Raw genomic sequence first — 13,056 nt, forward strand, 5'->3', positions numbered from 1 at the left:
GCAAAACCACAACAAGCTATGACAACGTTCAAAATATTTTGTCATCTCTACCCCGTATCGGGTATCCTGTGCCAGCCTGATAGGGCCTTAGACGAGAATCATTAACTCGTCAAATTATCGCATATTATGCCATTGGCTGAAAATTGTGCAAAATGGCATAAAATCATAGTTATTTCTTCCATCATGCCACAATGTTCGTTTGGCATGATGTTAATCATAAATGTCTGAGTCATCATGCGTTACGCTGTAAGACTCACTGACGTTTTTTTAGCCACGTATCAATAATAGGTACTTCCATGTCGAGTAAGTTAGTACTGGTTCTGAACTGCGGTAGCTCCTCACTGAAATTCGCCATCATCGATGCGCTCAACGGTGACGAATACCTCTCTGGTTTGGCCGAATGTTTCCATCTGCCTGAAGCACGTATCAAGTGGAAGATGGACGGCAGCAAACAAGAAGCGGCTTTAGGTGCAGGCGCCGCTCACAGTGAAGCGCTGAACTTTATCGTTAACACTATTCTGGCACAAAAACCAGAACTGTCTGCTCAGCTGACTGCGATTGGTCACCGTATCGTCCACGGCGGCGAAAAATACACCAGCTCCGTCGTGATCGACGAATCTGTTATCCAGGGCATCAAAGACTCCGCCTCTTTTGCACCGCTGCACAACCCGGCGCACCTGATCGGTATCGCTGAAGCGCTGAAATCCTTCCCGAATCTGAAAGACAAAAACGTGGCTGTATTCGACACCGCGTTCCATCAGACCATGCCGGAAGAGTCTTACCTCTATGCCCTGCCATACAGCCTGTACAAAGAGCACGGCGTACGTCGTTACGGCGCGCACGGCACCAGCCACTTCTATGTGACTCAGGAAGCCGCAAAAGTTCTGAACAAGCCGGTTGAAGAACTGAACATCATCACCTGCCACCTGGGCAACGGTGGTTCTGTTTCTGCTATCCGCAACGGTAAATGTGTTGATACCTCCATGGGTCTGACCCCGCTGGAAGGTCTGGTGATGGGTACCCGTTCCGGTGACATCGACCCGGCGATCATCTTCCACCTGCACGACACCCTGGGCATGAGCGTTGACCAGATCAACAAAATGCTGACCAAAGAGTCTGGCCTGCTGGGTCTGACCGAAGTCACCAGCGACTGCCGTTACGTTGAAGACAACTACGCAGAGAAAGAAGACGCTAAACGTGCAATGGACGTTTACTGCCACCGTCTGGCGAAATACATCGGCTCTTACACTGCGCTGATGGACGGTCGTCTGGACGCGGTTATCTTCACCGGTGGTATCGGTGAGAACGCGGCAATGGTTCGTGAACTGTCCCTGGGTAAACTGGGCGTTCTGGGCTTCGACGTTGATCACGAGCGTAACCTGGCTGCCCGCTTCGGCAAGTCTGGCTTCATCAACAAAGAAGGCACCCGCCCTGCTCTCGTTATCCCAACTAACGAAGAACTGGTCATCGCGCAAGACGCGCACCGCCTGACTGCCTGATTCCACACCGCCAGCAATGCTGGCGGTGCTGTTTTGTAACCCGCCACATTTGGGCGGTAACGAAAGAGGATAAACCGTGTCCCGTACTATTATGCTGATCCCTACCGGAACCAGCGTCGGCCTGACCAGCGTCAGCCTTGGCGTTATCCGTGCTATGGAACGCAAAGGCGTTCGTCTGAGCGTCTTTAAGCCAATCGCCCAGCCACGTGCCGGTGGCGATGCGCCAGACCAGACCACCTCCATCGTTCGCAAGAACTCCAATCTGCCAGCGGCTGAACCGCTGAAGATGAGCCACGTTGAATCTCTGCTGTCCAGCAACCAGAAAGACGTGCTGATGGAAGAGATCATCGCCAACTACCATGCTAACGCGCAAGACGCTGAAGTGGTGCTGGTTGAAGGCCTGGTCCCGACACGCAAACACCAGTTTGCCCAGTCTCTGAACTTCGAAATCGCGAAAACCCTGAACGCAGAGATCGTTTTCGTGATGTCTCAGGGCACCGATACCCCAGAGCAGCTGAACGAGCGTATCGAACTGACGCGCAGCAGCTTCGGCGGCGCGAAAAATACCAGCATCACCGGCGTGATCGTGAACAAGCTTAACGCGCCAGTTGATGAGCAGGGCCGTACTCGTCCTGACCTGTCCGAAATTTTCGACGACTCTTCCAAAGCGAAAGTGGTCAAAGTTGACCCGGCTAAGCTGCAGGAATCCAGCCCGCTGCCGGTTCTCGGCGCGGTGCCATGGAGCTTCGATCTGATCGCCACCCGTGCAATCGACATGGCGCGTCACCTGAACGCTACCGTGGTTAACGAAGGCGACATCAACACCCGCCGCGTGAAGTCCGTGACCTTCTGCGCGCGCAGCATTCCGCACATGCTGGAACACTTCCGCGCAGGTTCCCTGCTGGTGACTTCCGCAGACCGTCCTGACGTGCTGGTTGCAGCGTGTCTGGCCGCGATGAACGGCGTGGAAATCGGTGCCATCCTGCTGACCGGCGCTTACGAAATGGACCCACGCGTAAGCAAACTGTGCGAGCGCGCGTTCGCGACCGGCCTGCCGGTCTTCATGGTGAACACCAATACCTGGCAGACCTCTCTGAGCCTGCAGAGCTTCAACCTGGAAGTGCCGGTTGATGATCATGAGCGTATTGAGAAAGTTCAGGAATACGTTGCGGGCTACATCAACGCAGACTGGATCGAATCCCTGACCGCGACCTCCGAGCGTAGCCGCCGTCTGTCTCCTCCTGCATTCCGTTACCAGCTGACCGAGCTGGCGCGTAAAGCAGGCAAGCGCGTTGTTCTGCCAGAAGGCGACGAACCACGTACCGTTAAAGCGGCTGCTATCTGTGCAGAGCGCGGCATCGCGACCTGTGTGCTGCTGGGTAACCCTGACGAGATCAACCGCGTTGCGGCGTCTCAGGGCGTTGAGCTGGGCGCTGGCATCGAAATCGTTGACCCTGAAGTGGTTCGCGAAAGCTACGTTGCCCGTCTGGTTGAGCTGCGTAAGAGCAAGGGCATGACCGAAGCCGTTGCGCGCGAACAGCTGGAAGACAACGTGGTGCTGGGTACGCTGATGCTGGAGCAGGACGAAGTTGACGGTCTGGTTTCCGGTGCAGTTCACACCACCGCAAACACCATCCGTCCACCGCTGCAGCTGATCAAAACGGCACCGGGCAGCTCTCTGGTCTCTTCCGTATTCTTCATGCTGCTGCCTGAACAGGTTTACGTTTACGGCGACTGCGCGATCAACCCGGATCCAACTGCAGAGCAGCTGGCAGAAATCGCAATCCAGTCCGCGGACTCCGCGATTGCCTTCGGTATCGAACCGCGCGTGGCAATGCTCTCCTACTCCACCGGCACCTCTGGTGCAGGTAGTGACGTAGAGAAAGTGCGTGAAGCGACCCGTCTGGCGCAGGAAAAACGTCCTGACCTGATGATCGACGGCCCGCTGCAGTACGACGCCGCGGTTATGGCTGACGTGGCGAAATCCAAAGCGCCGAACTCTCCGGTTGCAGGTCGCGCTACCGTGTTCATCTTCCCGGATCTGAACACCGGTAACACCACCTACAAAGCAGTACAGCGTTCTGCAGACCTGATCTCCATTGGGCCAATGCTGCAGGGTATGCGCAAACCTGTGAACGACCTGTCCCGTGGTGCGCTGGTTGACGATATCGTCTACACCATCGCGCTGACCGCGATCCAGTCTTCGCAGCAGCAGTAATTGTAAGGTCTTGCCGGATGGCGCTTCGCTTATCCGGCCTACAGGACCGTAGGCCCGGTAAGCGCTAGCGCCACCGGGTAACAAAAAGGCGACCTCACGGTCGCCTTTTTTATTACAGTAGTTCTCTCGCCGCCGACACAATGTCATGTGCCGTCAGGCCATACTCCTTCTGCAGGAACTCCTGCGTCCCCACCTGGCCGTAACGCTCCTTCACCCCCACTCGCCGCATCGGCACCGGGCAGGTTTCCACCAGCACTTCCGCCACCGCCGACCCCAGTCCGTTGTGAATGCTGTGGTTTTCACAGGTCACAATCCGTCCGGTTTTCTCGGCGTAGTTTTTCACCAGCATCCTGTCGATGGGCTTCAGGGTAAACATGTCGATGACCGCCGCGCTGACCCCCTCCTGCTCCAGCTGACGCGCCGCCTCCAGCGCTTCCGCCACCATGATGCCGTTGGCGATCAATGTGATATCACTCCCCTCGCGAAGCACGTTGCCTTTACCGATGGTGAAGGTTGAGCCAGGCGCATAGACGCTCGGTGCCTGCTTACGGATGGTGCGCACCCAGTAGAACCCTTCCAGGTCTATAAGCTGGCGCAGCACGTCCTCAAACATCACCGCGTCGGTCACCTCCAGCACCACCGAGTGCGCCAGACCGCGTACGATGCCCATATCCTCAAACGACATATGGGTCCCGCCGTTGTGACAGGCCGTTACCCCCGCATCCGAGGCAATTACCTTCACGTTGTTGCGCTGGTAGTCCAGGGACATAAACAGCTGGTCAAAGCAGCGGCGGCTGGCAAACGCGGTGAAGGTGTGCACGAACGGCTTACGTCCGGTAAGCGACAGCCCCGCCGCCGTGCCGATGACGTTGGCTTCCATAATGCCGCAGTTAATCACGTGCTGCGGATAATCGCGCGCCACGCCGTCCATCGCCATCGAGCTCATCAGGTCGGCTTCCAGGGCGATAATCTCACTGCCAGCCTCAATCTGTTTTGCCACAAAGCCAGCGTAAACTTTACGCATCTCAACGGCGTCTTTCTGTCCTGCCGGTGCAACCTTAATCATGTGAAGCCTCCAGATGGCGAATCGTCTCGTTGAGGGCCGCTTTGCTCTCCGGGGTTAACCGGAGGTGGTGCGAGTTGCTGAGCTGCTCAAGGTACGGCACCCCCTGCCCTTTGATACTGTCGAGGATCACCACACTCGGGCGAGCGTCTGCGGCAGGCACCCGAGACGTCACCGCCAGCAGCGCCGGGATATCGTCCCCCTTCACCGTTACCACGTCGAAGCCAAAGGCGCGGAATTTCCCCTCCAGATCGAATGCGCTGATGATCTCGTCCAGTTCACCGTCCAGCTGCTGTTTGTTCCAGTCGACGAACACCGTCAGGTTGTTCAGACGATGGTGGGCGATAAACTGGAAAGCTTCCCAGCACTGCCCTTCGTTCAGCTCACCGTCACCGACGATGCAGAAGACCCGATTCGGACGCCCCGCCAGCTTGTGCGACAGCGCCATGCCGCCGGCGATGGAAATCCCCTGCCCCAGCGAGCCGGTGGTGGCATCCACGCCGCGCGTTTTCAGGCGGTCCGGGTGGCTTGGCAGGCGCGTACCGTTGTGGTTCAGCGTGCTCAGTTCCTCCATCGGGAAGTAGCCCTTGATCGCCAGCGTGCTGTAGAGCGCCGGACCCGCATGGCCTTTCGACAGCACAAAATAGTCCCGCTCTGGCCAGTCCGGGTCCGCCGGGTCGATTTTCATCACCGCGCCGTACAGCACGGCCAGCGTTTCAACCACCGACATGCTGCCGCCGTAGTGGCCAAACCCCAGCTGCGTCAGCGATTTCAGGGTCTCAAGACGAATTTGACGCGCGAGTTCGGTTATCTCTTTCTCATTCATGATTTGGCTCCGGTGTTTTCCTGCGCGTTACCGCCCGCAGGTTTGTTTTTCGCGAACACGTTGTACGCCACCAGCAGCGCGAACAACGCAACGACCAGTCCGGTAATGGCAAGCGGCGACAGGAAGCGCGCCAGGTTGCCGAGCACAATCCCGACGGCGCCGAAGTCAGCGTCCGAGAAGGTGGTGTTGGCAAAGCCAATGGCGCCCAGCACCGGCAGCAGCAGGACCGGCAGGAAGGTGATCAGCAGGCCGTTGGCAAAGGCGCCAATCATTGCCCCGCGACGTCCGCCGGTGGCGTTACTGAACACGCCCGCCGTCGCGCCGGTGAAGAAGTGCGGCACCACGCCCGGCAGGATCAGCACCCAGCTGAACTGCCCGCAGATGAACAACCCCACAATCCCGCCGAGGAAGCTGAACAGGAAGCCGATCAGCACCGCGTTTGGCGCATATGGATAGACCACCGGGCAGTCCAGGGCTGGACGCGCATTGGGCACCAGCTTTTCCGAGAAGCCGGTAAAGGCCGGGACAATTTCCGCCAGAATCAGGCGCACGCCCTGCAGGATGATGAACACGCCCGCCGCGAAGGTGATCGCCATGATGATGGCGTAGACGAGGTAGTTCTGACCGCCGCTGAAGGTCGCCTCGACGTACTCGCGTCCGGCGCTCACCGCCATGATCAGGTAGATAATCATCATGGTCAGGGAGATAGAGATCGAGCTGTCGCGCAGGAAGCTCAGGTTCTTCGGCAGGTTCATCTCTTCGGTTGAGCGTGAGCCTTTGCCCACCTTGCTGCCAATCCAGCCGGAGAGCACGTAGCCCAGCGTGCCGAAGTGGCCGAAGGCAATCTCATCGTTGCCGGTAATGCGCTTCATGTAGCGCTGCGCAATCGCCGGGAAGAAAGCCATGATCAGGCCGAGGATCAGCGATCCGGTAAACACCAGCCCTACGCCCTCAAAGCCCGCCACCGTCAGGATCACGCCAATCATGCACGCCATGTAGAAGGTGTGATGTCCGGTAAGGAAGATATACTTCAGGCGGGTAAAGCGGGCGACGATAATATTCGCCACCATCCCGAAGGCCATAATGAGCGCGGTTGAAGCACCGTATTTTTCCAGCGCAATGGAAACGATCGCCTCGTTATTAGGAATAATGCCCTGGATATTAAAGGCGTGTTCAAACATGCCGCCTAAAGGATTTAATGACCCGACCAGCACCGTGGCGCCACCGCCGAGTACAATAAAGCCCAGTATGGTTTTAATGGTCCCTTTCACCACGTCGGAAAATGCTTTTTTCTGTGCAACCAGACCAATTAAAGCAATTAACCCCACCAGTACCGAAGGGACTTTTAATATATCAACAACGAAATTCAGCGTTTCAAGGATAAACATATCCACCTCGCCTTATCAGGGTTATTGTCTTTCGAACCAGCCGCGCAGCTGCGCTTCAAGTTCGTTGATATCAATGATGTTGTTGATCACCACCAGCTGGCTTTCCGGCACGCTGGCGCTGGCCGCAATGTCTTTTGCCATCACGAACAGATCGGCCGCGCCCGGCGTTGCTGAGGAGAGATCGGAGTGTTCAACGTCGGCCTCAATGTCCAGCTTTTTGAGAACCTTTTTAATGTTCATTTCGACCATAAAACTACTGCCCAGGCCAGAACCGCAAATAGCCATGATTTTCATTGTTGTCCCCTTATTTTGAGTAGAGTACGCCCCACCACGCTGACGCGTAATGTTGTGAAAAACCGGATTAAAAAAATAAATCAGAAGCGGTTAATAATCGTTTTAATCTCCTCCAGAGTATTAGCCTGATGCAGTTCGGCCATATCGGTATCGCTGGAAAATAATTCGGCCAGCGATGAGATCATTTCGATATGGCTATTTTTGTCGGGTGCCGCGAGCATAATAATCACATCGACAGGGTCAAACTCGCCGGCACCAAATGAGACGCCCTGTTTTAGTTTTAATAATGACAACCCCAGTCCTTTGGCTCCTTCCTCCGGCCGCGCATGCGGCATCGCCAGCCCTGGTGCCAGCACATAATAGGGTCCTAACGCGTGGTGCTGCTGGATGATGGCCGTGACGTATTCAGGCTCAATCACTTGCAAATCCAGCAGCGGCTTCGCGCACAGCTCCAGCGCCTGCGGCCAGTTTTCCACGCTATCCTGCAGCGTGATGGTTGTATCATATATCCATTTTTTGAGCACTTTTCACTCCCGCTACACGCTAAAGATGAGCAAACTTTATTCAACGCATCGCCGAATGACTGCGATCGCGATCACAAAGATAGCGCTACCAATCGTTAACATGCAGAAATGTGATAGCGCTATCAAATTGCAATCACGGTGCAAAATCACAGCAAAAAAAGGGATTTAAGGCGTATACTGCCTGTCACGTGAAGCGAAGGAAAATAAGAACGCGTCTGGTCAGCAGGAAGGTGTATGTCTCTAACCCGAAAACGGCGCAGTACTGGTAAAGTGACACTCGCCGATGTCGCACAGCTTGCCGGTGTGGGCACGATGACCGTGTCCCGTGCACTCCGCACGCCCGAACAGGTTTCCGATAAACTACGAGAAAAAATTGAAGCAGCGGTGCAGGAGCTGGGCTACATGCCTAATCTTGCCGCCAGCGCGCTGGCCTCGGCGTCGTCATGGACGATAGCCATGGTAGTGCCTAATCTCTCCGAGGCCGGCTGCTCGGAGATGTTCGCCGGGCTGCAGCAGGTGCTGCAGCCTGCCGGATATCAGATCATGCTGGCTGAATCCCAGCACCGTCTTGAGCAGGAAGAAAAGTTGCTGGAGACGCTGCTTGCGTCGAATATTGCCGCCGCTATCCTGCTCAGCGTTGAACATACCGATACCGTTCGTCACTGGCTCAAAAATGCCTCCATTCCGGTGATGGAAATGGGTGCCATGCGTGCCGACCCGATTGATATGAACATCGGGATTGATAACGTGGCGGCCATGTATGAGCTGACGGAAATGGTGATTAAGCGCGGCTACCAAAATATTGGCCTGCTGTGCGCCAACCAGGAGCAGTGGATTTTCCAGCAGCATCTGCAGGGCTGGTACAAGGCCATGCTTCGCCACCATATGTCGCCGAACCGGGTCATTAACGCGGCGATGTCGCCGAGTTTCTCGACCGGTGCAGCACAGCTGCCCGAATTCCTGCTGGCGTGGCCGGAGCTGGATGCGCTGGTGTGCGTTTCTGACGAGCTGGCCTGCGGCGTACTGTACGAATGCCAGCGCAGGCGAATCAAGGTGCCGGACGATCTGGCAGTTGTGGGTTTTGGCGATAGCGACGTCAGCCGCGTCTGCCAGCCGCCGCTGACGACGATGGCGGTACCGCATCGTAAGATTGGGATTGAAGCCGGGAAAGCGTTACTGGAGCGGCTGAATGACGGGGACTGGCGCGATCAAAAGCCCATCGCGTCCAGTCTGTGTCTGAGAGAGAGTTGCTGACGTTTACTCGGCCTCTTCCTCTTTTTCCGGTTTAGCGGATTCGTTTTTGGCGTTACGGGTCATCCACAGCGCCAGCGCTTTTAACGAATCCGGCGTGAACTCGTCGCAGCGCGCGGTAATCTCTTCCGGCGTCATCCAGTTCACTTCGCTGACTTCTTCTTCCTGCAGGGCGAACGGACCGTGAGAGACGCAGCTAAACAGCCCGCCCCAGACACGGCAATGCTCATCCTCGAAATAGAACTGACCGTGCTCGGCAAACGGCACGCCGGCAATACCTAACTCTTCTTCCGCTTCACGACGCGCAGAATCCAGCAGCACTTCATCCGCCTGGACAACGCCACCTGCTGTGGCATCCAGCATACCAGGGAGAAAATCTTTGGTGTCCGTGCGGCGCTGAACCAGAATTTTGCCCATACCGTCATGAACAACGATATATGTCGCACGGTGACGCAGGCGCTCCGCACGCATTTGTTCGCGGCTGGCCTGCGCGATCACTTCATTCTCTTCGTTGACAATGTCAACCCACTCTGTACTTGCCAAATGACTCTGCTCCACCATCGGGAAACCTTCTCGTCTAAGCGCTCTTTCGGCGCGTTTGTAATTGAGGTGTAACTTACGGATTAATCGCTACCTGCGCAATAACTTGCTGATCATTAAGTGCGATAACGCTCAGGGTATTTCCATCCAGCATGCCATAGCTCGCAGGATATCCGCCTTTCGGGATGCTGACCGAACCCGGGTTAAAGTGATAAATATCACCGCGTTTTTCAGCAACCGGAATATGAGTATGACCGTAAACCAGGACATCGCCAGCCGCGAGCGCCGGGAGATTATCCGGGCTAAAAAGATGCCCGTGGGTCAGGAACAGGCGGCTTTGTTCCAGCAGCACCTGCTGCCACGGCGCGGTAATGGGGAAATGCAGCAGCATCTGGTCCACTTCGCTGTCGCAGTTGCCGCGAACGGCAATGATGCGCGAGGCATACGCATTCAGTTTTTCAGCCACCTGCGCAGGGGCATAGCCTTCCGGCAGCGCATTGCGCGGGCCGTGATTGAGCACATCGCCCAGAATAATCAGCCACTGCGCGCCGCTTTGTGCAAACAGAGAGAGCACGCGCTCGGTAGCGGGCAGCGATCCATGGATATCCGACGCAAACATCAGTTTCATCAGTCACTCCTCGGGAAATCAGACTGCCCACATCATACCTGAAGCGTCATGGCTTATCAGCCCGCGCGCTTAGCGGAGAGTGCCACATAGCGCTGCACGGAGGCTCGCTGCCACTGAAACGCGGCATAATCGACCAGCAGCTGCGGCACCTCATCACCATTGAGGATCAGGCGGTTTAGCATCAACGCCAGATCGGCGTCGGCAATGCACCACTCGCCGAACAGGTTCGGGTTGCCGTGGGAGAGCAGCGCGGTGGCGGTTTCAATCAGCTTCTTCGCGCTTTCGTTGCCCTCTGCGCTCAGGGATGGCTTTTTCACCCCGGCAAACACGACATCCGTTGAGCGTTCCACGCGAATCGGCACCAGATCGCTGCGCAACCACGCCTGGATCTGCCGCGCCCGGGCCCGCTTTTGCAGGTCGTGCGGGTAGATCCGCTCCCACTCGGGCGGCGCGAACCGATCTTCCAGATACTCATCGATCGCCGAGGATTCGCTCAGGGCAAAACCATCAATTTCCAGAACCGGCACGCGTCGGGTCAGATCGTAACCCTGCCACTGCGGTTTGAGGTGTTCACCGCCGTCGAGATCGACGGTCTTCAGCGTAAAAGTGAGCCCTTTTTCGGCCAGCGCAACGTATACGCTCATTACATAGGGAGAAAAGAAATTCGCATCGGACCACAACGTAATTACGGGCTGGTTCATAACATCCTCATCGGCTGATCGGTTTTTACTCAACATATAATCTCTTTGCCTCGCTGTCACTTGATGAAAACTCACGATTTACAACAACCACCTATACTCATTTGTCATGGCATCACTATTCGCATGGACAGGAGTTGAGAATGATCGACCTTTATTATGCCCCTACCCCAAACGGCCATAAGATCACCCTCTTTCTTGAGGAAGCCGAGCTGGATTACAGGATCATTCGCGTGGATATCAGCAAAGGCGATCAGTTCAGTCCTCTCTTTCTGGCTATCTCGCCGAACAATAAAATCCCGGCCATTATTGACAACCAGCCGGCAGACGGGGGCAGACCGCTGAGCCTGTTTGAATCCGGTGAAATTTTGCTCTACCTGGCAGAGAAAACCGGCAAACTGCTGAGCGGAGAGTTGCGCGAACGTCACCATACCCTGCAGTGGCTCTTCTGGCAGGCAAGCGGACTGGGGCCCATGCTGGGGCAAAATCACCATTTTACCGCTTACGCCCCGCAGCCCATTCCTTATGCGATAGAACGCTATCAGGTAGAGACTCAACGGCTCTATGACGTGCTGAACCGTCGGCTGAAGAAAACGCCGTGGCTCGGGGGCGATCATTACAGCATTGCCGATATCGCATGCTGGCCGTGGGTGAATATGCATGAAAAACACCGAATTGACTTAGCCGCTTACCCGGCCGTGAACAACTGGTTTGAGCGTATTCGGACCCGCCCGGCCACCGAACGCGCGATGCAAAAAATCCAGCAGATTTAACCGGGTATGAGGCTGGGTGCCCGCGAGCCTCTCATGTATGATGAGCGGAAAATACTGACACGGAGAAGACCTGCAATGTCACAGCCAGACGCTGTTATTCGTATAAAAAATTTACGCTTGCGTACCTTTATCGGCATCAAAGAGGAAGAGATCGCCAACCGTCAGGATATTGTCATTAACGTAGTGATTCACTACCCCGCAGACAAAGCGCGGGCCAGCGAGGACATCAATGACGCGCTGAACTACCGCACTATCACCAAAAACATCATCCAGTACGTGGAAAATAACCGCTTCTCTCTGCTGGAAAAATTAACTCAGGATGTGCTCGATATCGCACGCGAACATCACTGGGTCACTTATGCTGAAGTTGAGATCGATAAACTTCACGCCCTGCGTTACGCCGACTCCGTCTCTATGACGTTAAGCTGGAAACGCCAGGCGTAAACCTGGAGGTTGTATGAAGATTTTGCTGACCGGCGGTACTGGCCTTATTGGTCGCCACCTCATTGCGCGTCTGCAGGCCTTGCATCACGACGTTACCGTGGTCACGCGCAGCCCTGAGAAAGCGCGCCAGGTGCTGGGGGCGGGTATCGACATCTGGAAAAATCTGGCCGAGCAGCAAAATCTGGACGGCTTCGACGCCGTCATTAACCTCGCGGGTGAACCCATCGCTGATAAGCGCTGGACGGAAGAGCAAAAACAGCTGTTATGCAGCAGCCGGTGGAACATTACCGAAAAGCTGGTCGAGCTAATCCGCAACAGCCACACGCCGCCTTCGGTGCTAATTTCAGGGTCAGCGGTGGGCTATTACGGCGATCTCGGTGAGGTGGTGGTGACCGAGGAAGAGCCGCCGCATAACGAGTTTACCCATAAGCTCTGCGCCCAGTGGGAGCGTCTCGCCTGCGCGGCGCAGAGCGATCGTACCCGCGTCTGCCTGCTGCGGACCGGCGTCGTGCTTGCGCCGAAAGGCGGCATTCTGGCGAAAATGCTTCCCCCTTTCCGACTTGGACTCGGCGGCCCCATCGGCAATGGCCGTCAGTATCTGGCGTGGATCCACATCGACGATATGGTCAACGGTATTCTCTGGCTGCTGGATAACGATCTCCGCGGGCCGTTTAACATGGTTGCACCGTATCCGGTGCGTAACGAACAGTTTGCCCACGCGCTGGGGCATGTCCTGCATCGCCCGGCGATTTTGCGCGTACCAGCCACGGTCATTCGCCTGATGATGGGCGAAGCCTCTGTGCTGGTATTAGGCGGACAGCGCGCGCTACCCAAACGGCTGGAAGCGGCCGGGTTCGCGTTCCGCTGGTATGATTTAGAAGAAGCGCTGGGGGATGTGGTGCGGTGAATA

Annotated in this window: 14 protein-coding genes; 6 read left to right on the forward strand and 8 right to left on the reverse strand. The window is 56.1% G+C overall.

Translation table 11 applies throughout. The features are described 5' to 3' along the window. Positions 1-296 precede the first annotated feature (296 nt). Positions 297-1,499, forward strand: coding sequence for an acetate kinase (gene ackA, locus ABR39_RS08795; RefSeq protein ID WP_033146081.1), 1,203 nt, complete (start codon positions 297-299; stop codon positions 1,497-1,499). Between the two features lie 76 nt (positions 1,500-1,575). Next, on the forward strand, positions 1,576-3,717 hold the full coding sequence (pta, locus tag ABR39_RS08800; RefSeq protein ID WP_047346622.1) for a phosphate acetyltransferase: 2,142 nt from the start codon (positions 1,576-1,578) through the stop codon (positions 3,715-3,717). A 112-nt stretch (positions 3,718-3,829) separates the two neighbouring features. Here pta and ABR39_RS08805 read toward each other — a convergent pair whose 3' ends face one another. The 5 genes from ABR39_RS08805 to ABR39_RS08825 all read right to left on the reverse strand — a co-directional run bounded on the left by ABR39_RS08805 (position 3,830) and on the right by ABR39_RS08825 (position 7,812). Continuing rightward, on the reverse strand, positions 3,830-4,783 hold the full coding sequence (locus ABR39_RS08805; RefSeq protein ID WP_047346623.1) for a transketolase family protein: 954 nt from the start codon (positions 4,781-4,783) through the stop codon (positions 3,830-3,832). Then, positions 4,776-5,606 (reverse strand): transketolase, encoded by an 831-nt coding sequence (locus tag ABR39_RS08810; protein ID WP_047346624.1) that lies wholly within the window; start codon positions 5,604-5,606, stop codon positions 4,776-4,778. Before ABR39_RS08810 ends, ABR39_RS08805 begins: the two co-directional genes overlap by 8 nt. Further along, positions 5,603-6,994: a PTS ascorbate transporter subunit IIC gene (locus ABR39_RS08815; protein WP_047346625.1), complete on the reverse strand. Its 1,392-nt coding sequence runs from the start codon at positions 6,992-6,994 to the stop codon at positions 5,603-5,605. Before ABR39_RS08815 ends, ABR39_RS08810 begins: the two co-directional genes overlap by 4 nt. 21 nt (positions 6,995-7,015) lie before the next feature. Beyond that, positions 7,016-7,288, reverse strand: a complete 273-nt coding sequence (locus tag ABR39_RS08820; protein ID WP_047346626.1) for a PTS sugar transporter subunit IIB — start codon at positions 7,286-7,288, stop codon at positions 7,016-7,018. 80 nt (positions 7,289-7,368) lie between these two features. Then, a complete protein-coding gene (locus ABR39_RS08825; protein WP_047346627.1) occupies positions 7,369-7,812 on the reverse strand; it encodes a PTS sugar transporter subunit IIA in 444 nt (147 codons plus the stop codon). A 234-nt stretch (positions 7,813-8,046) separates the two neighbouring features. Between ABR39_RS08825 and ABR39_RS08830 the strand changes: the two genes are divergently transcribed. Beyond that, positions 8,047-9,066, forward strand: coding sequence for a LacI family DNA-binding transcriptional regulator (locus ABR39_RS08830; RefSeq protein WP_047346628.1), 1,020 nt, complete (start codon positions 8,047-8,049; stop codon positions 9,064-9,066). A gap of 3 nt (positions 9,067-9,069) precedes the next feature. Here the strand turns inward: ABR39_RS08830 and yfcD are convergent, their stop codons facing one another. Genes yfcD through yfcF form a run of 3 tightly spaced genes read right to left on the reverse strand, consistent with a single transcriptional unit; the run spans position 9,070 to position 10,932 of the window. Beyond that, the gene (yfcD, locus tag ABR39_RS08835; protein WP_047346629.1) at positions 9,070-9,624 is read right to left on the reverse strand and encodes an NUDIX hydrolase YfcD; all 555 of its coding nucleotides are present in this window, start codon (positions 9,622-9,624) and stop codon (positions 9,070-9,072) included. A 55-nt stretch (positions 9,625-9,679) separates the two neighbouring features. Further along, positions 9,680-10,231 carry a phosphodiesterase gene (gene yfcE / locus ABR39_RS08840; RefSeq protein ID WP_047346630.1) on the reverse strand — a complete coding sequence of 184 codons (552 nt, stop codon included), beginning with the start codon at positions 10,229-10,231 and terminating at the stop codon, positions 9,680-9,682. Positions 10,232-10,287: 56 nt separating this feature from the next. Then, positions 10,288-10,932, reverse strand: coding sequence for a glutathione transferase (gene yfcF, locus ABR39_RS08845; RefSeq protein WP_047346631.1), 645 nt, complete (start codon positions 10,930-10,932; stop codon positions 10,288-10,290). A gap of 140 nt (positions 10,933-11,072) precedes the next feature. Between yfcF and yfcG the strand changes: the two genes are divergently transcribed. The 3 genes from yfcG to ABR39_RS08860 all read left to right on the forward strand — a co-directional run bounded on the left by yfcG (position 11,073) and on the right by ABR39_RS08860 (position 13,053). Then, positions 11,073-11,702, forward strand: a complete 630-nt coding sequence (yfcG, locus tag ABR39_RS08850) for a GSH-dependent disulfide bond oxidoreductase (RefSeq protein WP_047346632.1) — start codon at positions 11,073-11,075, stop codon at positions 11,700-11,702. Between the two features lie 75 nt (positions 11,703-11,777). Continuing rightward, complete coding sequence (gene folX / locus ABR39_RS08855) at positions 11,778-12,146, forward strand: dihydroneopterin triphosphate 2'-epimerase (protein WP_047346633.1); 369 nt, start codon at positions 11,778-11,780, stop codon at positions 12,144-12,146. Positions 12,147-12,159: 13 nt separating this feature from the next. Continuing rightward, positions 12,160-13,053: a TIGR01777 family oxidoreductase gene (locus ABR39_RS08860; RefSeq protein ID WP_047346634.1), complete on the forward strand. Its 894-nt coding sequence runs from the start codon at positions 12,160-12,162 to the stop codon at positions 13,051-13,053. Positions 13,054-13,056: the final 3 nt, after the last annotated feature.

The sequence above is a fragment of the Enterobacter genomosp. O genome (genome assembly GCF_001022965.1).
GTDB classification, from domain to species: Bacteria; Pseudomonadota; Gammaproteobacteria; order Enterobacterales; family Enterobacteriaceae; genus Enterobacter; species Enterobacter cloacae_L.